This window comes from Streptomyces sp. H27-H5 (genome assembly GCF_026627505.1).
GTDB lineage: Bacteria > Actinomycetota > Actinomycetes > Streptomycetales > Streptomycetaceae > Streptomyces.
The window spans coordinates 50,445-70,198 of sequence record NZ_JAPNLK010000036.1 but is presented as its reverse complement, the minus strand read 5'-3'; the positions used below and the strand labels follow the sequence as shown (position 1 = coordinate 70,198).

14 protein-coding genes are annotated in these 19,754 nt (G+C 73.0%); 5 read left to right on the top strand and 9 right to left on the bottom strand.

All coding sequences use genetic code 11. The features are described from left to right. The first annotated feature begins 49 nt into the window (after positions 1-49). Positions 50-973, top strand: a complete 924-nt coding sequence (locus OTB19_RS19350) for a LysR family transcriptional regulator (protein ID WP_267799535.1) — start codon at positions 50-52, stop codon at positions 971-973. A 99-nt stretch (positions 974-1,072) separates the two neighbouring features. Further along, positions 1,073-2,896 (top strand): glycoside hydrolase family 3 protein, encoded by a 1,824-nt coding sequence (locus tag OTB19_RS19345; protein WP_267799534.1) that lies wholly within the window; start codon positions 1,073-1,075, stop codon positions 2,894-2,896. Between the two features lie 40 nt (positions 2,897-2,936). On the opposite strand, the gene OTB19_RS19340 is transcribed toward OTB19_RS19345, so the two are convergent. From OTB19_RS19340 to OTB19_RS19325, 4 genes are all read right to left on the bottom strand, one after another. Continuing rightward, a complete protein-coding gene (locus tag OTB19_RS19340) occupies positions 2,937-4,370 on the bottom strand; it encodes a S28 family serine protease (RefSeq protein WP_267799533.1) in 1,434 nt (477 codons plus the stop codon). A 109-nt stretch (positions 4,371-4,479) separates the two neighbouring features. Next, positions 4,480-4,881 carry a hypothetical protein gene (locus OTB19_RS19335; RefSeq protein WP_267799532.1) on the bottom strand — a complete coding sequence of 134 codons (402 nt, stop codon included), beginning with the start codon at positions 4,879-4,881 and terminating at the stop codon, positions 4,480-4,482. Between the two features lie 220 nt (positions 4,882-5,101). Next, on the bottom strand, positions 5,102-8,977 hold the full coding sequence (locus tag OTB19_RS19330; RefSeq protein WP_267799531.1) for an ABC transporter ATP-binding protein: 3,876 nt from the start codon (positions 8,975-8,977) through the stop codon (positions 5,102-5,104). Positions 8,978-9,295: 318 nt separating this feature from the next. Continuing rightward, positions 9,296-10,054: a GntR family transcriptional regulator gene (locus tag OTB19_RS19325; protein ID WP_267799530.1), complete on the bottom strand. Its 759-nt coding sequence runs from the start codon at positions 10,052-10,054 to the stop codon at positions 9,296-9,298. A 161-nt stretch (positions 10,055-10,215) separates the two neighbouring features. Between OTB19_RS19325 and OTB19_RS19320 the strand changes: the two genes are divergently transcribed. Continuing rightward, the gene (locus OTB19_RS19320; protein ID WP_267799529.1) at positions 10,216-10,629 is read left to right on the top strand and encodes an ATP-binding protein; all 414 of its coding nucleotides are present in this window, start codon (positions 10,216-10,218) and stop codon (positions 10,627-10,629) included. Here OTB19_RS19320 and OTB19_RS19315 read toward each other — a convergent pair. From OTB19_RS19315 to speB, 5 genes are all read right to left on the bottom strand, one after another. After that, on the bottom strand, positions 10,619-11,224 hold the full coding sequence (locus tag OTB19_RS19315) for a hypothetical protein (RefSeq protein ID WP_267799528.1): 606 nt from the start codon (positions 11,222-11,224) through the stop codon (positions 10,619-10,621). The genes OTB19_RS19320 and OTB19_RS19315 overlap by 11 nt on opposite strands. Positions 11,225-11,267: 43 nt before the next feature. Further along, positions 11,268-13,418 (bottom strand): hypothetical protein, encoded by a 2,151-nt coding sequence (locus tag OTB19_RS19310; RefSeq protein ID WP_267799527.1) that lies wholly within the window; start codon positions 13,416-13,418, stop codon positions 11,268-11,270. Between the two features lie 10 nt (positions 13,419-13,428). Beyond that, complete coding sequence (locus OTB19_RS19305; protein WP_267799526.1) at positions 13,429-13,803, bottom strand: hypothetical protein; 375 nt, start codon at positions 13,801-13,803, stop codon at positions 13,429-13,431. A gap of 237 nt (positions 13,804-14,040) precedes the next feature. Continuing rightward, complete coding sequence (locus OTB19_RS19300; protein WP_267799525.1) at positions 14,041-15,726, bottom strand: thiamine pyrophosphate-binding protein; 1,686 nt, start codon at positions 15,724-15,726, stop codon at positions 14,041-14,043. A 5-nt stretch (positions 15,727-15,731) separates the two neighbouring features. Next, positions 15,732-16,694 (bottom strand): agmatinase, encoded by a 963-nt coding sequence (gene speB, locus OTB19_RS19295; RefSeq protein WP_267799524.1) that lies wholly within the window; start codon positions 16,692-16,694, stop codon positions 15,732-15,734. A 112-nt stretch (positions 16,695-16,806) separates the two neighbouring features. Here speB and OTB19_RS19290 point away from each other — a divergent pair, with 112 nt between their 5' ends. Then, entirely contained in the window at positions 16,807-18,567 is a 1,761-nt protein-coding gene (locus tag OTB19_RS19290) for a PucR family transcriptional regulator (protein WP_267799523.1), read from the top strand. 390 nt (positions 18,568-18,957) lie between these two features. After that, complete coding sequence (locus OTB19_RS19285; RefSeq protein ID WP_267799522.1) at positions 18,958-19,494, top strand: CAP domain-containing protein; 537 nt, start codon at positions 18,958-18,960, stop codon at positions 19,492-19,494. Positions 19,495-19,754 lie beyond the last annotated feature (260 nt).

Genomic DNA, 19,754 nt, shown 5'->3' with positions numbered 1-19,754 from the left:
ATGAAGCATCGCTTACGAATGCTCGGGCTCCCGGGGCTACCCTGGCCCCATGCTCGATCTGGCCCGGCTGCGCGCCCTGCACGCCGTCTCCGTCCACGGTTCGGTCGCGGGCGCGGCGGCCGCACTCGGCTACACCCCCTCGGCCGTCTCCCAGCAGATCGCCAAGCTGGAACGGGAGACCCGCACCACGCTGCTGGAACGACGCGGTCGCGGGGTCGCCCTCACCGAGGAGGCCCGGCACCTCGCGGACACCGCGCGGGAGTTGCTGGCGATCGTGGAACGCGCCGAGACCACGCTGGAGGAGCGGCGCGGGCAGCCGAGCGGGCTGCTGACGGTCGCCGCGTTCGCCTCGGCGGCGCGCGGCCTGCTGCCGGCGGTGCTGGCCGACCTGGCCGCCCGGCATCCGGCCCTGGACGTCCGCCTCACGGAGGTGGACCCCCACCTCTCGGTGGACCTGGTCGCCCGCGGGGTCACCGACCTGGCGGTGGCGCACGACTGGGACATCGCCCCGCTGCCGGCCCCCGAGGGCGTCGAGCAGGCCGTCATCGGGGACGACCCCTGCGAGCTGGTGGTGCCGGCCGGGCACCCGTTCACCGCGCGGGCCGTGATTCGGCGGGCGGACCTGGGCGGACAGCGGTGGGTGTGCCAGCCGCCGGGGCGGGTCTGTCACGACTGGTTGACCCGGACGCTGCGCACCGCCGGGTTCGAGCCGGACATCGCGCACGTCGCCGAGGAGAACCACACCATCGTGGCGCTGGTCGCCGCCGGGCTCGGCGTGGCCGTCGTACCGCGCCTGGGCACCGGCGCGCTGCCGCCGGGGGCGGTGGCCGTCCGGCTCGAACCGGGGCCGGTACGCAGGCTGTACGCCCTGTGGCGGACCGGGGCCGCCCGCCGCCCGGCCATCACCGAGACGGTGCGCACGCTCCGGGAACACTGGGTCGTGGCGGCCCCCGGGCCGGGGGTCGGGGCCTGACGCGCGAGGCGGCGCCGGGCGTTCCCGCCGCACCCCGTCCGGGGGACTCCGCGAGTGTCCGGGACTCCGCCGGCGCGCCCCGGCAGTAGCGTCCGGCGGGTGTCGTACCACGCCTCCCGCCGGTCCCTGCTCGCCGCGGCCGCCCTGGCCGCCGTCACGGCCGCCGGGGCCGCCTCCGCGGCCTCGGGGGCCCGCCGGGCCCCGGACGACCCACGCGCCCCGGGGCGGGCCCCGGGCGGGCCCTGGGGGCATCGGCCCGACCGGGCCGCGCTGCGCCGGTTGACGGCCGGGATGAGCCTGGCCGAGAAGGTCGGCCAACTCTTCGTGTCCCGGGCGTACGGGCATTCGGCGACCGACCCGGACCCGGCGGACGCCGAGCAGAACCTGACGCTCTTCGGGGTGCGCACCGCCGCCGAACTGGTCGCCCGCTACCACCTCGGCGGGATCGTCTACTTCGCGTGGGCCCACAACACCCGTGCGCCGCACCAGATCGCGGACCTGTCCAACGGTCTCCAGCGGGCGGCCGCCGCCGCCGGGGCCCGCGTGCCGCTGCTGCTCGCCACCGACCAGGAGCACGGCGCCGTCACCCGGATCGGCAGGCCCGCGACCCTGTTGCCGGGCGCGATGGCGCTGGGCGCGGGGGGCTCGGCCGCGGGGGCCCGCCGGGCCGCGCGGATCGCGGGCGTGGAACTGGCCGCGATGGGCATTCGGCAGGACTACGCGCCGGTGGCCGACGTGAACGTCAACCCGGCCAACCCGGTGATCGGCGTACGGTCCTTCGGCTCGGACCCGCGCGCGGTGGCGGCCCTGGTCGCCGCCCAGGTCCGCGGCTACCAGGGGGCGGGGGTGGCCGCCGCGGCGAAGCACTTCCCCGGTCACGGCGACACCGAGACGGACAGCCACGTCGGGCTCCCGGTGATGCGGCACACCCGGACCGTCTGGGAGGAGCTGGACGAACCCCCGTTCCGCGCGGCCGTCGAGGCGGGAGTGGACGTCGTGATGACGGCGCACATCGTCTTCCCCGCGCTCGACCCGTCGCTGGACCCGGCGACGCTCTCCCGGCCGATCGTGACCGGCATCCTGCGCGAACGCCTCGGCTTCCGGGGGGTGGTGGTCACCGACGCCCTCGACATGGCCGGGGTCCGCCAGAAGTACGGGGACGACCGGGTCCCGGTACTGGCTCTCAAGGCGGGCTGCGATCAGCTGCTGAATCCGCCGGACCTCCCTCTCGCGCACCGCAGCGTGCTCGCGGCCGTCGAGTCGGGGGAGTTGACGGAGGCGCGGATCGAGGAATCGGTCCTGCGGATCCTGGAACTGAAGGCCCGACGAGGGTTGTTCGAGGACCCGTACACCTCGGCCCGCGCGGTGGACGCCGCCGTCGGCACGCCCGCGCACCTGGCCGCCGCCGACGAGATCGCGGCCGGTACGACGACCCTGCTGGCCAATCCGGTGCGGTTGCTGCCCCTCGACCCGGCGCTCGCGCCGCGGCTGTTGGTGACGGGGACGGACCCGGTGTCCCCCTCGGGTACCACCGGGCCTCCCACGGAGGTACTGGCGCGGGAGCTGACCGCCCTGGGCTGCCGGGCGGCGGCGGTGCCCCCGGGCCGCGCGGTCGCGGCGGCTCCTGGCAACGCGGCGGTGCTCGTGTGCACGTACAACGTCCCGGAGGGCGAGAGCCCGCAGCGCGCCCTGGTGACGGAACTGCTCGCGACCGGGGCCCCCGTGGTCGTGGTGGCGATCCGCAACCCGTACGACCCGGCCCGGCTGCCGACCTGCGCGGCGGAGGTGGCGACGTACTGCTGGACGGACGTGGAGATGCGGGCGGCGGCCCGGGTGATCACCGGTCGGCGGCGACCCGAGGGCCGTCTCCCGGTCCCGGTGCCGGGCCGCTACCCGCTGGGCCACGGGCTGACGTACGGGTAGGTCCCCGCACGCCGGCCCGCGGCCCCGAACTGCGGGAGGGTTACGGCCGCAGCTGCGGCTCGCGCTCCAGGTCCCGCTGGTCGAGCCGCGCGTCCGGCGAGGCCAGCGGCTTCGCCTTCGCCGAGTCGGTGAGCGCGGCGGCCGGGGCCACCCCGGCCCACTTCAGGATCCGCGCGGTCGCGAGGGACTTCTCGCCCTCCTGGAGCTGCGCGACGTTCGCCCCGTGATTGGCGCCCGGCGCGATCATCACGTAGCTGTCCTTGACCTTGTACCCGAGGTGGAAGGGCTCGGCGCCCCACGGGTCGTTCTGCCCGTACACGAACAGCATCTGGTTCGCGTTGTCGCGCACCCAGCGGTCCACGTCCGTCATGGCCCCCGACTGGAAGGTCATCGGGATGTCGCGGGGCACGAAGTTGCGCGGCGGCTGGTAGCCGTAGCGGCTCAGGCCCTTGAGGTGCGGCTGCTTGATGTCGGGCGAACCGAGCTGGGTACCCGCCTGGTAGTAGTACGGCGTGTACGTCTCGAGTCCCTGGTCGGCGTAGGCCGAGAAGCCCGAGATCGCGTCGATCGTGTCCCAGATCTCCTGGTCGGAGGCGGTCGCGGCGGTCGGGATCGCGGCGCAGTCGGCCAGCAGGCTGTACTGCCAGAACGCCCAGCCGTAGTCGAGCACGACGGCCTCGTAGGCCTTGTCGAGGTTCCCGACGGTGGTGAAGGTCCAGCCGTTCTCGGTGGCGGCGGCGGCGTACTTGGCCTCCAGCGGAACGCGGCGGATCAGCGCCTCGCGCTGCACGTTGTTCAGCTTGTCGCGGCACTCCTTGGTGCCGACCTTGTTGAAGAACCGGTCGTAGGCCGAGTCCTCCTTGTTGTTGACGTCGTTCGGCGCGACGTAGGCGACGACACCGTCCATGTCACGCGGGTAGAAGCGCTCGTAGTACGTCGCCGTCATGCCGCCCTTGCTGCCGCCCGTGGCGATCCAGTTCTTGCTGTAGATCTTCTTGAAGGCGGTGAAGATGCGGTGCTGGTCACTGGCGGCCTGCCAGATGTCCAGGTTGCCCCAGTTGGCCGGCTCGGGCCGGGAGGGCGTGAAGAATCGATACTCCAGGGACACCTGGTTGCCGTCGACGATGGTCGTCGGCTCGCTCCGGCGCGGGTTGGTGTTGACGTTGTAGCCGGAGGTGAAGAAGACCGTGGGCCGGGACGTGTCCTTGTGCAGCAGGGTGAGGCGCTGCTTGAAGGTGCCCTTCGACGGGTTCCGGTGGTCGACCGGCTGCTCGTAGTTGAGTACGAAGAAGCGGTACCCGGGGTACGGCTTCTCCTCGATCAGACTCATCCCCGGGATCCCGAGGATCCGGTCCTTGATGTCCGTGGCGGCGGTCGGCCCCGCGGCGGTGGCCGCCTGAGCCGTGACACCGGCCGCGCCCATGGTGCCTATGAGCACCACGAGCGACAGCAGCCATCCGAGCGTCTTGCGCATTCACCCTCCCCTTGAGTTCACTTCGGTCGCCGTGAACCTAGCGGGGTCAACACGCCGCTGAACAGACCCGGTTGGATCGATCGGCCGCAAAGTCGTGATCAAGCCACGGTCAGCACAGGATCCAGCCGGAAGAGATCGATCCGGCGGCCACGCTCCCCTTGACGAACACGCAGCGGTTGATCGCGCCGACGGTGACGGGGCCCGCGTACCGGGTGTACCGGCCCGCGTCGCGCACCGGCACCCCGCCGCGCGGCTGGATGCTCACCGTCATCTCCCGGCGTTCGCCCGGCCGCGCGGCGACCGTGATCGCGCAGGCCTGGGTGCGGCTCTTGTAGACCCGCACCTCACCCGTCGAGAAGGGCAGCGTCTTGACCAGCCGCCCCCCGCACCCGGTGGTCGCCGCCTGCGCCGGGGGCGCCGCGATGACTCCTGTGACACCCAGCCACAGCGCCGCCCCGAACACCCCGAAGGTCACGGTCCGTGTCCGGCCGCGCCTGCTTCGCTTCTGCATCACGTGGTCCCCCGATCCGGCGCACGTCGTGCGCACGCACGTACGTACGACGCGCGGACCCCCCGGATGGTTGCACCCCGCAAGGGCATCCCGGAGGGGCAGGTCCGTGCCCGAACAGGGCGCGCGGGAACGGCTGTAGAGGCGCCGGCGAACGGCACGCCGGCGCGGTGTCGCCGGACGCGACAGGACGCGGATCGGGTGCCGGGGAGCGGACGGGGGGTCAGGCGACGGCCCGCTCGTCCTCCCCCGCGAAGGTCCGCCAGAGCTCGGCGTACCGACCGCCCCGCGCGAGGAGTTCACCGTGCGTGCCGTCCTCCACGACGCGGCCCCGGTCCATGACGACGACCCGGTCGGCCCGGGCGGCCGTCGTCAACCGGTGCGCCACGACGAGCGTGGTGCGCTTGCCGGCGAGCCGTTCCGTGGCCAGGTTGACCTGTGCCTCGGTGGCCAGGTCGAGGGCGGCGGTGGCCTCGTCGAGCAGCAGCACGTCCGGGTCGACGAGTTCGGCGCGGGCCAGGGCGATCAGCTGGCGCTGACCGGCCGACAGGTTGCGGCCCCGTTCGGCGACGGTGTGCAGATAGCCGCCGTCGAGGGTGGCGATCATGTCGTGGGCGCCGACCGCGCGGGCCGCCGCCTCCACGTCGGCGTCGCTCGCCTCGGCCCGCCCGTAGGCGATGGCGTCGCGGACCGTCCCCGGGAAGAGGTACGACTCCTGGGGGACGACCCCGAGCCGGTGGCGGTACTCCGTCAGGTCGAGCTCCCGCAGGTCCACGCCGTCGGCGGTGACCCGGCCGCCGGTCGGGTCGTAGAACCGGGCCACGAGCTTGACCAGCGTGGACTTGCCCGCCCCGGTCTCGCCGACGAAGGCGACGGTCTGCCCGGCGGGTATCCGCAGGGTGATCCCGGCCAACGCGTCGCCCTTCGCTCCCCGCTCCTCGGCGGCGCCGTAGGCGAAGTGGACGTCCTCGAAGGCGACCTCGCCCCGAAGCCGGGGCAGCGCGCGCGGATCGGCCGGACGCGGGGTGGTGGTGGGCTCGCGCAGCAGGTCCTGGATCCGGCCGAGGGAGACGGTGGCCTGCTGGTATCCGTCGAACACCTGGGAGAGCTGCTGGACGGGCGCGAAGAACAGGTCGATGTAGAGCAGGTACGCCACCAGCGCGCCGGTGGTGAGCGTGGCCGCCTCCACCCGGCCCGCGCCGGCGATCAGCACGGCCGCGGCGGCGCCCGAGGACAGCAGCTGCACGAACGGGAAGTAGACCGATATCAGCCACTGGCCGCGCACCCGGGCCTGGCGGTACGCGTCGCTGCGCTCGGCGAACCGGGCCGCGCCGTCGTGCTCGCGCCGGAACGCCTGGACGATGCGGAGCCCCGCCACGGACTCCTGGAGGTCGGCGTTGACGCTGCTGACCCGGTCGCGGGCCAGCTCGTACGCGGCGACCGACTTGCGGCGGAACACGATCGTGCCGACGACCAGCACGGGCAGGGTGGCGAAGACGATCAGGGCCAGCTCGACGTCGAGGACGAGGAGGGCCACCAGGATGCCGAGGAAGGTGAAGACGGACACGACGGCGGTGACGAGCCCGGTCTGGAGGAACGTGGACAGGGCGTCGACGTCCGTGGTCATCCGCGTCATGATCTTGCCGGTCAGCTCGCGCTCGTAGTAGTCGAGACCGAGGCGCTGGAGCTGGGCGAAGATCTTGACGCGCAGGGCGTACAGCACGCGCTCGCCGGTGCGCCCCGTCATGCGGGTCTCGGAGAACTGCGCGGCCCACTGCCCGATGACCACCAGGAGGGCCAGTCCGGACGCCACCCACACCGCGCCCAGGGCGGCCTGCTCGACGCCCTGGTCGATGCCGTGCCGGATCAGGATCGGCAGCAGCAGGCCCGCGCCCGCGTCGAGCGCGACCAGGCCGAGGCTGATGGCGAGCGGCGCCCAGAAGCCGCGGAGCAGTCGGCGCAGACCGTAGCTCTCCTCGGCGGACGCGGCCCGGGTCTCGTCCACGGAGGGCTGGTCGTCGGCGGGCGGCAGCGCGGCCACCTGCGCGAGCAACTCGGGGGTCGCGGGCATCCCGGCGACCGCCCCGGCCATGGAATGCCCGGCTCCGGGGGCCCGCAGGCCCGTGCCCGCGGCGGGTCCGGCCGCCGCCTTGGCGTCGTCCTGGCGCTGCCAGAGTTCGGGCGTGATCCCGCCGGCGACCCGGCGCTTGGCGTTCACGGGCTCCGAGTCGATCTCCGCCTCGATCTCGATGTCCCGATCGATGTCGCGCTCGATGTCCCGCTCGATCCCGCACTCGATGTCACGTTCGAACTCGGTCATCGCGGGCGTCTCGCGGATGCGCGGGGAACCGCCGCCGAGGGCCTCGGGATCGGTCAGCAGCCTGCGGTAGAGGGGCGAGCGGCGCTCCAGCTCCTCGTGCGTGCCGATGTCGGAGAGCCGGCCCCGATCCAGTACGGCGATCCGGTCGGCCAGCGCGAGCGTGGACCGGCGGTGGGCGATGAGCAGGGTCGTACGACCGGCCATCACGGCCCGCAGCGCCTCGTGGATCTCGTGCTCGACCCGGGCGTCGACGGCGGACGTCGCGTCGTCGAGGAGCAGCAGCCGGGGGTCGGTGAGGATGGCGCGGGCGAGCGCGACGCGCTGGCGCTGGCCGCCGGAGAGGGTGAGGCCCTGTTCGCCGACCGTGGTGTCGTACCCGGCGGGCAGCTCCCGGATGAACCCGTCGGCCTGCGCGGCCAGGGCGGCGGCCTCGATCTGCGCGTCGGTGGCGTCGGGGCGCCCGTAGGAGATGTTGGCGCGGAGGGTGTCGGAGAAGAGGAACGAGTCCTCGGGCACCAGCCCGATCGCGCCGCGCAGCGAGTCGTACGTCAGGTCGCGGACGTCGTGCCCGCCGACCCGGATGGTGCCGCGGTCGGCGTCGTAGAAGCGCGGCAGCAGCAGCGAGACGGTCGACTTGCCGCTTCCGGAGGCGCCGACGAGGGCGACGGTCTCGCCCTCCCGGATGGCGAGCGAGAACCCGTCGAGCACGGGGCGCGCCGGGTCGTAGCCGAAGGCGACGTCCTCGAACTCCACGGTGGCGGGGGCGTCGGCCGGCAGCTCCCGCTCCCCCTCGCGGATCACGGGCTCGGTGTCGATCAGCTCGAAGACGCGCTCGGCGCCGGCGCGGGCCTGCTGGCCGACGGTGAGGACCATGGCGAGCATGCGCACGGGGCCGACGAGCTGCGCGAGGTAGGTCGAGAAGGCGACGAAGGTGCCGAGGGTGACCTGCCCCTTGGTGGCCATCCAGCCGCCGAGGGCCAGAATGGCGACCTGCCCGAGGGCGGGCACGGCCTGGAGGGCCGGCGTGTAGCGCGAGTTGAGCCGGATGGCCCGCATCCGTCCGCCGAACAGCCGGCGGCCGGCTTCGCGGAGCTTGCCGGTCTCCTGCTCCTCCTGCCCGAAGCCCTTGACGACGCGGACGCCGGTCACGGCCCCGTCGACGACACCGGCGACCGCGGCGGCCTGGGCCTGCGCGTACCAGGTGGCGGGGAAGAGCTTCTTGCGGCTGCGCTTGGCGATGAACCACAGCACGGGGGCCATGAGCAGGGCGACCAGGGTCAGCAGCGGCGACAGCCACAGCATGATCCCCAGGGATATCCCGAAGAGCAGGAAGTTCCCGATGGTCATGGGCAGCATGAACAGCAGGCCCTGGATGAGCTGGAGGTCGCTGGTGGCGCGACCGATGACCTGGCCGGTCGACAGCTCGTCCTGGCGACGGCCGTCGAGGCGGGCGATCGCGTCGTACATGTCGGTGCGCAGGTCGTGCTGCACGTCGAGCGCGAGCCGGCCGCCGTAGTACCGGCGTATGTACGTCATCACGTACACGAGCGCGGCCGCGCCTATGAGCATCCCCGCCCACGGGCCCATGGGCCGGCTCTTGTCACCTATGACGTCGTCGAGGATGATCTTGGTCACCAGTGGCACGAGCGCCATGACGGCCATGCCGCCCAGCGAGGACCCGAGCGCAAGCAGCACATTGAGCCGGTAATGCCAGGTGTAGGCGGCCAGCCTCCTGCCCCAGCCCTGTTTCTCCCCTGCCGCCGTCTGCGCCGCCGCCACGTGATGCCTCCCCGTTGGTTCGTTCCTGCCGCCTCACCCAACGCGCCGACCGGCGGATTTCATCCCGCCGCAACAATCGCACTGCCGTACGGGGACGGCACGCGAGCCTCACCCGACCGTGGCACGAGGGGGGTGGGAGGGGGCGGACGCATGGGGCCTAGTGCTGTGGCCGGAAAGGTTTGCCGGGTCGCGGTGTCCGGTGCGGTGCATCGCAAGGCGGAGGACTGCCGCGTGTACTGGACGTACGTGGGCGGTTCGACAACGCGGCGAGGTGCCGTGCCGGGCGCCGTGACACGGTGAACCTTTCCGGTCACAGCACTAGGCGTCGAACGCGTACTCCAACACGTACGCGGAGGAGTCGAGGACCATCTCATTGACCTCGACGATCCGGCCGTCGGCGGCGAAGGCCGTACGGACGACCAGGACGACGGGAGTGCCCGTCCCGAGCCGCAGCGCGGCGGCCTCCTCGGGGCTGGGCATGCGCGACCGCACCTCCTCGCGAAACCGGGCCGGGCCGTGGCCGAGATCGGCGAGGCGGGCGTAGATGCCGCCGGGACCCGTGTCGGGTTCGACGATGGGCGTGCCGGCGACGAGAGCCGCGTCGAGATAGGAGGTCGCGAGCATCACGGGCTTCCCGTCGAGCAGGAACCTGCGGCGGCGGGCCACGGCCGGCGCGCCGTCGTCGAGCCCGAGCAACGAGGCAACGGGCGCCGGTGAGGCCTCTTCGGCGACGCCCACGAACTCGACGACGGGTTCGCGGCCATCCGTGTCGACCGCCCAGATCGAACGTCCTTCTGTCCACACGTCGGCGGCCAGCCGGGAAATGCTGCGGCGCCGGATGGGCCGGAACTCTCGCACGAACACCCCGGCGCCCTTGCGGGCTTCGGTCAGCCCCTCCGCCTGGAGCACTCCCAGTGCCTGGCGGGCGGTCATCCGGGCCACCCCATGAGCCGCCATGAGGTCGTTCTCTCCGGGGAGACGGGCTCCCGGCCCGTATTCACCCGAGGCGATGGCGTCCTTCAGGGCGGCGGCGATGCGCTGGTACTTGGGCTGTTGTGCGGGGCCATCACTCGGCATGCGGTCCTCCCTGATCTTCTCCGATCATCCTAGGCACCCTGCCGATCGAAGGAGCCGGCGCGCTCACCCGGCCGACGGAATCGAACATCTCTAGAGACGTCTTGACGCGCGCGCGTGAGGGGCGCTTCACTGAGCGCACGTATCTCTAGAGAGGTGTCGTGGTGATTCTGCTTCCCATCGTCGAGGTCTTCTGGATCGAGCCGCGCGGCCCCCGCGCACCGGGCCGGGCTCGGGCGCGGCTGCGGGTGCGGCTTGCGGAGTGGCGAGTCGGTCCGGGCCCGGCCGACACGGCCGAGCTGCTGCTCTCCGAGCTGGTCACCAACGCCGTACGCCACGCCCACGCGCCGCACGGCAGGGACATCGGGGTCCGGCTCGCGCGGTACGGCGACGTGGTGCGGGTGGAGGTGTCCGACGCGGGTCCCGCCGTCACCCTCGCGCCCCGGGCCGCCGGCGAGTCGGACGAGCGCGGCCGGGGGCTCGCCATCGTGGCGGCACTGGCGGTGCGGTGGGGTCAGTGCCCCCGGGCTCATGGAATCGGCAAGTCCGTATGGGCCGAGATCCCCGTCAGGGGGTAGGAAGCGGCCTCACCACCGGGGGCTTCGCAAGGGGCTTGTTCTCACAGCCGAGGGCCTCGGTGACGCGGCGGGTCATCAGGTAGGCGAGGGTCATCCGCTGGTCTCTGGTCGCCTGGTCCACGTCCGGCCGGGACGGGCTGAACGAATACGTGGTGTCCGCTGTGAGCCACACCTTCTGCGACTGCGCATTGAGTTCACCAGGCATGTCGCACGGGACGAGCAGCATCGAGCCACTGTTTCGCGCTACACCGCGTGCACCGTTCAATTCGTAGGAAACGTCCTTGGGGAAGGAAGGCAGCGTGGAGGTCCGAAGAGACCACCCGGCCAGGAAGGTCACCCCGGCCTTGCTCTGCTCACCATCCGTGCTGTACCCGCATGCGTTCGTGTAGAACGACTCCCTCTGGGGAATCGTCGGCAACGCGCGCTCCATCTTGCCCACCAAGAGGTTCGTGTCGCCATAGGTCTTCGTCGCGAAGTCCTCCGCCCCGAGGACTTCGCGCACAAGCGCCGCCTCCTCCGAAGACGGGCTGATCCCGCAGGGGTTCGCGGCCTCCGCCCCGGAGCCGCCCGAAGTGCACGATGCCAGCATCAGCACACAGACGAGCGTGGTCGTCGACCGTACGAGGGCTGTGAGCACATCAGGGCCGGAGGTGCGCACGGGCGGCCTCCCGTCCGGCCGAGTAGGCGTTGCCCGCTTCGTTCTGGGCGTGTTCGGCCGCCGGGTCGTCCGCGTCGATCTGCCTCTGCTCTCTCCATACGTCGAACAACTTGTTGGTCCCCTCCATGCCCCCCGCGTAGTTGGTACTGGACTCCTGCTTGCTCTGCTCCTCGGCCGCATCCTTGACGCCTTGGACCCAGTCGTACTTGGCCGCGTCGATCAGCGAGCCTCCGATCGTGCTCACGACGGGAATCTCTCCGATGAGTCCGTTCACGGTGGCAGCCGTGTACTCGGACGTGCCCTCCGCCCACTCGCCCTTGTCGTCTTCCTTGTCCTTGTAGACGTCGGCCCCGATGCCGTTGAGGGCTCCGGTTGCCACCCCGACGTCGTGTGCACGGTTGTCCCAATCAGCGCTGACCGCATGCGGGGAGTCGGCCTTGTACGGGGCGGCCATAGCGAGCTGCTCTGCCGAGTAGACCCGCTCCGCCTGAACCATCAGGCCATAGGACGCGCCGTCATCCGAAATGCCGCGCATCACCCGGATCAGGCTGCCCTGGCCGACTGCGATCTGGGCCTTGTCACCCGACCCGTGGATCGAGTCGCTGCCGCTGACCATGCCCAGGTCGGAGTTCTTCCCGCCGAGGATCTCGTGGGTGTCGGCGACGTAGTCGACCAGCGCCTTCCCCATCGGTTGGCGCAGGCCTTCCAGGTGCTCCGGGAACTCGTCACCTTCCATGCCCCCGTCGAGGAGGCGGATGGCGTTGTGCATGACGCGGGCCTGGCCCTCGGTGTGGGGGCCGGGCGGGCCCAGCTTCTCGCCGTCGACGTGACCCGTGGCCGCCGCCTGGATGGCTGCGCCGAGGCCTGCCGTCTTGTCGCCGTGCATCTCCATCGGCGGGCCGACGGCGGTCGCGATCCAGGGGTCCGGCATGTCGCGGTCCTTGAGCAGGTACTTCAGGTGCTCGTTCTTGTTGCCGGCCGCGTCGGGGTCGAGGAAGTACGTCGCCGAGTCCGGGTCCTTGGCCATGATGCCCAGCAGGCCGTCCAACGGGTCGGAGACCAGGTTCGGGCGCTTCGGGTCGTAGGCGTGGTCGTACATGTGCGGCTTCGACTTCTCGGCCTCGATCATGCCGTCGCCGAGGTCGTTGAGGAACTGCTTCCCGTAGCCGTCGCCGTTCGCCATGAGGGTGACCAGCGCCTGGTATCCATGCGTCGGCAGGCCCTTGCCCACCAGCTCGGGGCCCTGCTCCTTGAGCCCGTCGACGAACGGCTTGTAGGCGTAGCTCCCGGGGTCCTTCGTGCCGGAGGCGACCGTCGAGGCGAGGCCGGCGTTGATCGACTCGTAGAGCTTCTTGTCGGCCGCGGACGCCCCGCGGTCGTTGGCCGCCAGGTTCATCCGGTCGGCGAGGTCCAGGGTGTCCTTCGCGCCGAGGGCGTGCAGGTACGCCTCGCTGAAGTGCTTGTCGTCGCCGTTCTGCTTGAGGATCTCGTTGTAGTGCCGCAGTTCCTCCGGCGAGGCCTTGCCGTCGCGGACCTTCGAGGTGAGCGCGAGGGCCTCCACGGCCTCGACGTCGCCGACCGGCTTGGAGTTGAAGCCGAACATGGCGGTCCCGTCGGCTCCCGACGCGTTGAGCAGGGCGGTCTTGACGTCGGCGTCGAACTCGGTGACCGCCTTGACCGCGTCCCCGATCCGGCGCGTCCAGGACCGCTCGACCTCGGGAAGGTCCGGGTCGTGCCGGATGGCCTTCGCCGTGTCCCCGGAGACCTTGGCGAAGTCGTAGCTCGCGATGCCCTGGTCGGAGACCTTCATGCCCGCGGCCTCGGCGTCCGCCACGGCGGACTTCACCCGGCCCTTGAGGTCCGTGAACCGGGTGTGCGCGTCACGGAGCAGTGACTCCATGGCCAGCGCCTCCTTCTGCGCGGAGGCGAACTCCCCTCGCGTCATGCCCGCGTTGGTGGCGGCGGTCTGCGCGCTGGAGCCCATCCAGCCGTTGCCGGCGGACACGCTCTGGACCTCGTCCTTGTAGACGTCCTCCATGGTCTTGAACTGGGTCGCCATGGCCTTCCAGCCGTCGGCGGCCGTGGTCAGTGCGGAGAGGTCCGTCTGTACGATCTCGGAATAGCTCGGCATGCCGTCTCCCCTACAGTCCCGCGACCTTGGACTGCCCCGGCTGGAAGCTGCGGCCCGTCAGCTGATCGTTGCCGGTGAACAGGTTCGAGGCCCCGCGCAGCGCGGTCTTCTCCGAATTGAGCCTGGCCATCAGGCGTTTCACCTGGTCGTCCCAGTGCGCGTGCGCCTTCGTCAGGCCCGCCGCCGTGTCCCAGCCGGTGAAGGCCTTGACGGCGGTCTTCGTCGGTTCGTCGGCCGCGTCCGCCGCCTTCTTCGTACCGGGCTGCAGGACGTTCTCGATGGTGTTGGCCGCCTTCTTCTTCGCGGGAGGGGCCGTGGCGAGGGTGCCGGGGATCCCGGGCGTGGTGGATCCGCCGGGATCGGCGGCGAGTTGGTTCAGCCGCATCCTCGGGGACGGTCCTTCGGGCGCGCCCTGCCCGTCACCGTTCCGCTCCTGCTCGAACGACACTGTTCCCCCCGCGTGTTCCGACTCGGCCCCCGGGCCTGCGTGTGGGATCCCCTGCGTGTGGGATCACGGGCAGCCTACCGAGCCGCCACGAGGGGCCCCCACAGGGCGGAAGAAGCGTGGGGAACCCGTGCACGAAGCGTGTACGAAGCGTGCCGAAAGACAGGCCCTGAGGCCCTAGAGGTGGGTCGGGGCGAACATCCGCAGGGCCGTCGGGAGGACCAGGACGGACGGGCCCGGGGTGGCGAGGGACGTGGCGAGGTCCTCGCGGAGGGTCTCCGGGCTGGTGGTGGCCGCCGGGACGCCGAAGGAGGCGGCGAGGGCGACGAAGTCGGGGCGGGTGAGTTCGGTACCCGTCGAGCGACCTTCGAACGCGGAGGTCATGTACTCGCGCAGGATGCCGTAGCCGCCGTCGTCCACGATCAGCCAGGTGACGTCGAGGTCGTGCTGCCTGGCGGTGGCCAGCTCCGCGAGCGAGTACATCGCGCCGCCGTCGCCCGAGACGGCCAGGACCGGGGTGCCCGGTTCCGCGACGCAGGCGCCGAGGGCCGCCGGGAAGGCGTAGCCGAGGCCGCCCGCGCCCTGGGCGGAATGCATGGTGTTGGGGTGCTTGGCGTCGAAGGCGGACCAGGCCCAGTAGGACAGGATCGTCATGTCCCAGAAGGACGGGGAACGGGCGGGCAGGGCGGCCCGGATCGACGTCAGGAGCCGCTGTTCCAGGGTCAGGTCCTGCTCCGCGAGTCGGGCCGCGATGGCGGACAGGACCAGGCGCACGCGCTCGGGCGCCGTCGGGTCCGGGCGCTCGGACACCGTCTCCAGGAGGGCTTGGAGGGCGAGGCGGGCGTCGGCGTGGATGCCCAGGCCCGCGTGGTTGGACTCCAGTTTCCCGAGGTCCGCCTCGATCTGGACGACCCGGCCCTCGGGGAAGAAGGTGTGGTGGTTCGAGGAGAGTTCGCCGAGCCCCGAGCCCACGACGAGCAGGACGTCCGCGTCCTCCAGGAAGTCCGTCATGTGGCGGTCCTCCAGCCAGGACTGGAGGGACAGCGGGTGCGTCCACGGGAAGGCGCCCTTGCCGCCGAAGGTGGTGACGACCGGGGCGTTCAGGCGTTCCGCGAGCTGCTTGAGCTTGCCGGCCGCGTCGGAGCGCACGACCCCGCCGCCCGCGATGATCACCGGGCGTTCGGCGTTCTCCAGCCAGTGCGCGGCCACGGCGGTGAGCTCCGGGCGCGGGGCGAGCTCGTGCGGGGTCGCGTCCACGCCCGTGACCTGCGGGATCAGGGTCTCGGCGCACAATACGTCCTCCGGGATCTCCACCCAGACGGGCCCGTGCGGGGCGGTGAGCGCCGACTCCCAGGCCTCGGCGACGACCGAGGGGATCTGGGAGGGGGTGCGGGCGATGTGGACGGACTTCACGACCTCGCGGAACGACGCGGCCTGGTCCCGCAGTTCGTGCAGGTGCCCGCGCCGACCCCCGCCGAGGCCCGCGGTCGGGACCTGGGAGGAGATGGCCAGTACGGGGGCGGAGGCGGCCGCGGCCTCCGCGAGGGCGGGCAGGGCGGTCAGCGCGCCCGGGCCGGTGGACAGCAGCAGCGGGACGGCCTCGCCGGTGAGCCGGCCGTACGCGTCGGCGGCGAAGGCCGCGTTGTTCTCGACCCGCAGCCCGACCAGCCGCAGATCGGACCGCCCCACCGCGTCGAACACGGCCAGGGCGTGCTGCCCCGGCAGCCCGAACACGGTGGTGGCGCCGAGCGAACGCAGCGTCTCCACGACCAGGTCCCCGCCCGTCCGCCCCGGGGGCGGCGCGAGGGCCGCCGCCTTCTGGGCTTCGGTGGGGCGGAGTACCAGGTCGTGGTCGTGCGTCACTTCGCTTACTTGCCCTTCGCCTGCGCGATCTGTCGCGACATGATCGTCGTCAGCTCGTACGCGGTGTGCGAGGCCGCGACCGAGGTGATCTCGGCGTGATCGTACGCCGGGGCGACCTCGACCACGTCGGCGGAAACGAGGTTGCAGGAGGACAGTCCGCGGATGATCTCCAGCAGCTCGCGGGAGGTCATGCCGCCCGCCTCCGGGGTGCCGGTGCCGGGGGCGTGCGCCGGGTCCAGCACGTCGATGTCGATGGAGATGTACAGCGGGCGGTCCCCGATGCGCTGGCGGAGCTGGTCGGCGACCTCGTCGGCGCCGCGCCGGTAGACGTCGGCGGAGGTCACGATGCCGAAGCCCATCTTGGCGTCGTCGGTCAGGTCCTGCTTGCCGTACAGCGGGCCGCGGGTACCGACGTGCGAGAGCGCCTCGGTGTCGAGGATGCCCTCCTCGACGGCACGGCGGAACGGGGTGCCGTGCGTGTACTCGGCGCCGAAGTAGGTGTCCCAGGTGTCGAGGTGCGCGTCGAAGTGGAGGAGCGCGACCGGGCCGTGCTTCTTGGCGACCGAGCGGAGCAGCGGGAGGGCAATGGTGTGGTCGCCGCCGAGGGTCATCAGGCGGGAGCCGGCGCCGAGCAGCTCGTCGGCGGCGGCCTCGACCGTCTCGATGGCCTCGTTGATGTTGAAGGGGTTCACGGCGATGTCGCCGGCGTCGGCTACCTGGGCGAGCGCGAACGGGGAGGCGTCCTGCGCCGGGTTGTACGGGCGCAGCAGGCGCGAGGCCTCGCGGATGGCGTTGCCGCCGAAGCGGGCGCCCGGGCGGTAGGAGACACCGGAGTCGAAGGGCACGCCGACGACGGCCACGTCGGCCGAGCCGACCTCGTCGAGGCGGGGCAGCCGGGCGAAGGTCGCGGGGCCCGCGTAGCGCGGGATGCGGGAGGAGTCGACGGGTCCGCGCGGCTGCGTGCTCATCAGGGGGTGCCTTCCGGAGGGGGTGTGCGGTCCTTCGAGCGTAAACGGACATCCCGGGGGCACGAAGTGTACGTTTCATCCATCCAGTCCCCGTGATCTGTACGGAGTATCCATGCCACGCCCGGCGCAGGAGCAGCAGCCGCCCACCCCCGGCGTGGAGCTGGGGGCCCTGCTCGCGGACCGGGAGCTGGGGCTGCGCACGCTCGCACCGGGCGGCGGCGGGGCAACGGCCCCCGCAACCCTCTCGGCCCCCGCCACCCCCGCCACCCCCGCGGCCTCCGTGCACGCCGTCCACGCCTCGGAGATGCCGGACCCGTCCCCGTACCTGCTCGGCGGGGAACTGCTGCTGACGGCGGGCGCCTGGCTGGCCCGGGACGACGGGCCGGGCGCGGGGGCGGGGGCGGGGGCGGACCGGGGCGCGGCGACTGCGCTCCGGTACGTCGAGCGGCTCGTACGGGCCGGGGTGGCCGCGCTCGGCTTCGGTGTCACCCCCGTCCACGGGACGGTGCCGCGGGAGCTGACGGACGCCTGCGTCGCGCTGGGGCTGCCGCTCGTGGAGGTTCCGCCGGGCACCCCCTTCACGGCCGTGGCCCGTACCGTCTGGCGGCTGATGGCGCAGGCCCGTACGGCCGAGGTGCGCCGGGTCGCCGAGGCCCAGCAGTCCCTGGCGGCCGCGGCGGCGCGCCCCGACCCGGTCCCGGCGGTGCTGGCCAGGCTGGCCACCGCCCTGTCCGGGCACGCGGCCCTGGTCACCCCGGGCGCGCCGGACCGCTCCGCCGGACGGCCGGTCCCCGAGCGGGCCCGGGAGGCGTTGGCGGCCCTGGCCCGCCACGTGGGCGCGCCCGGCCCGGCCACCGCCACCGACCAGGCGGCGGGCTGGCACCTGTCGGTGTACGCCCTGGGGCGCCGCCCGACCGGCGCCTCCACCGACCCGACGGGCACGGGCATCGGCGCGGGCACGGGGCCCGGCGCCGGCACGGGAACGGGGACGACGGGCACGGGAACGGGGACAGGAGCGGGCACAGGCACCGGGACCGGCGCCCCGCCGGCGCCCGCCGACGCCGGCTCGCCCGCCCCGCAGGGCGCCCCACAGACCGCCCCGCAGGCCACCCCGACCGCCTCCGCTCCCCCCGGGCCGGTGCTCGCCCTGGCGACCCCGCTGCGCGCCCCGGGCGACCAGACGATCGCCTCGATCGCCGCCGTGCTGCTGACCCTGCTCACCGCCGACCGGCCCGGCGGGTCCGGCGAGGCGGCCGCCCTCACCCGGCTGTTGCTCGGCGCCACCCCCGCGCAGACACTCGGGCCCGGGCCGTGGACGGCGGTGCACGCCCGGGGCGGCGGCGACCCCGCCGCCCTGGCCGCGGCGCTCGGCACCCCGCTGTACGCCGCCGAGGGCACCCTCGTACGCCTCCTCACCCCGCGCGAGCCCGGCCCCCGGCCGGGCTGGCGGCTCGGCGTGAGCTCGCCCGCGCCGGCCGACCCCGCAGCGCTGGCCGCCGCCGACGCGCAGGCCGCCCGCGCCCTCCAGCGCGCCGAGAGCGCCCGCGCGCCCCTGGCCCGGCACGCGGACACCGGGGTGGCCGGGCTGGTGGGCGAACCCGAGGCCCGCGCACACGCCGAGGCGGTGCTGGCACCGTTGAGCCCCGTGCTGCGGGAGACCCTGCGCGGCTGGCTGGCCCATCACGGCAGCTGGGACCGGACCGCGGCCGCCCTGGGCGTGCACCGCAACACGGTCCGTCAGCGCATCGCCCGCTGCGCGGCCCTGTTGGAGCGGGACCCGGACGACGCGGACGTACGGATGGAACTGTGGTTCGCCCTGCGCTGGGCCGCCGCTCCCACGGCGCAGTCCCCGCCGCCCGCCCCCCGGGACTGACGGCCGCAGCCCCACCGAGGACCGCGAGCGGGCGGACCACCACATCCGGACCGACGCCCCGGACCGGGCCACGACCGCGGCTGGAGGGCCGACGCCCCCCGACCGGCCCGACGGGCGCGAAGAGGGCCCGGGGGCAGGGCAGTTGTCGCCCCGGGGGCACGTCCGCCGACCGATCGCGCGTCAACGGGGGCCGCCCCGGCTCCGGTCGCCGCACGCATACCCCGGACCTACGCTGGACTCACCGGAGGCGGCGGGGGCCGTCGACCGGATCTCGTCTCGCCGATGGCCACTTGGCGCCATCGCCCCGAGCCGGCCGTGCGGCCCGTTCCCGGGACCGCCCCCACGTGCGCCGGACCTTCCCGCATGCCCCCGTGCGACCAGGAGGTCGCCGTGAACCACACCCGGAGACACACCCGGACACACCGCCGCGCCACGGCCGCCGTCGCGACGGCCCTGATGGCCGGAGGTCTGCTGCTGGCGACGGGCGCCTCGGCGACCGTCGCCGCCTCCGCGAGCCTTCCGTCGGCGGTCAGCCCGGCCGATCAGCAGGCCATGCTCGCCGAGACCAACAGCGTCCGCCAACAGAACGGCCAACCGCCCCTCGGCTGGGACGGCGGCCTCGCGAACCAGGCCCAGGGATGGGCGGACGATCCGCAGTCCTCCGCGGGCAACGAGCTGAACCACAGCTCGATCAACGTCGCCGAGAACATATCGAGCGTCGGACCGGACGGGGCCGTCGGCCAGTGGGCCTCCGAGAAGGCCGCCTACGACGCCGCGGGTCCCGACCACGACACCAACAGCGACGGGTACCGGAACTGGGGCCACTACTACAACATGGTCCAGCCCCACTCCACCAAGATGGGCTGCGGCGCGAGGAGCGGCGCCGACGTCCAGGGCGGCTGGGTCACCGTGTGCCACTACTCCTGACCCGACCCGACCGACCACGCGACCACCCGGCCGCCCGAACCGAAGCCCGTCGATCGCGGCCGGGCGGGGCCGCGACCGCACCGCACGCACCCCCTCCGTTCCCTCGTTCGAGCGACCGCGCGCAGCGCCCGGCAGGTCCGTGCCGGGCGCCGCGCGCCGTGCGACGGACCTCTCTCTGGACGGATGGACAACTCGCCGGTAACTTTGTATGAGCAAGCGCTTAGACATAAGCGGCGGACCGCCGCGACGAAGGGAGTCCG

Excerpts from the sequence above, each read along its gene's own strand:
- OTB19_RS19350 (WP_267799535.1), top strand. The coding sequence starts at position 50 with ATGCTCGATCTGGCCCGGCTGCGCGCCCTGCACGCCGTCTCCGTCCAC.
- OTB19_RS19340 (WP_267799533.1), bottom strand. The coding sequence starts at position 4,370 with ATGCGCAAGACGCTCGGATGGCTGCTGTCGCTCGTGGTGCTCATAGGC.
- OTB19_RS19335 (WP_267799532.1), bottom strand. The coding sequence starts at position 4,881 with ATGCAGAAGCGAAGCAGGCGCGGCCGGACACGGACCGTGACCTTCGGG.
- OTB19_RS19325 (WP_267799530.1), bottom strand. The coding sequence starts at position 10,054 with ATGCCGAGTGATGGCCCCGCACAACAGCCCAAGTACCAGCGCATCGCC.
- OTB19_RS19310 (WP_267799527.1), bottom strand. The coding sequence starts at position 13,418 with ATGCCGAGCTATTCCGAGATCGTACAGACGGACCTCTCCGCACTGACC.
- OTB19_RS19305 (WP_267799526.1), bottom strand. The coding sequence starts at position 13,803 with ATGCGGCTGAACCAACTCGCCGCCGATCCCGGCGGATCCACCACGCCC.
- speB (WP_267799524.1), bottom strand. The coding sequence starts at position 16,694 with ATGAGCACGCAGCCGCGCGGACCCGTCGACTCCTCCCGCATCCCGCGC.
- OTB19_RS19290 (WP_267799523.1), top strand. The coding sequence starts at position 16,807 with ATGCCACGCCCGGCGCAGGAGCAGCAGCCGCCCACCCCCGGCGTGGAG.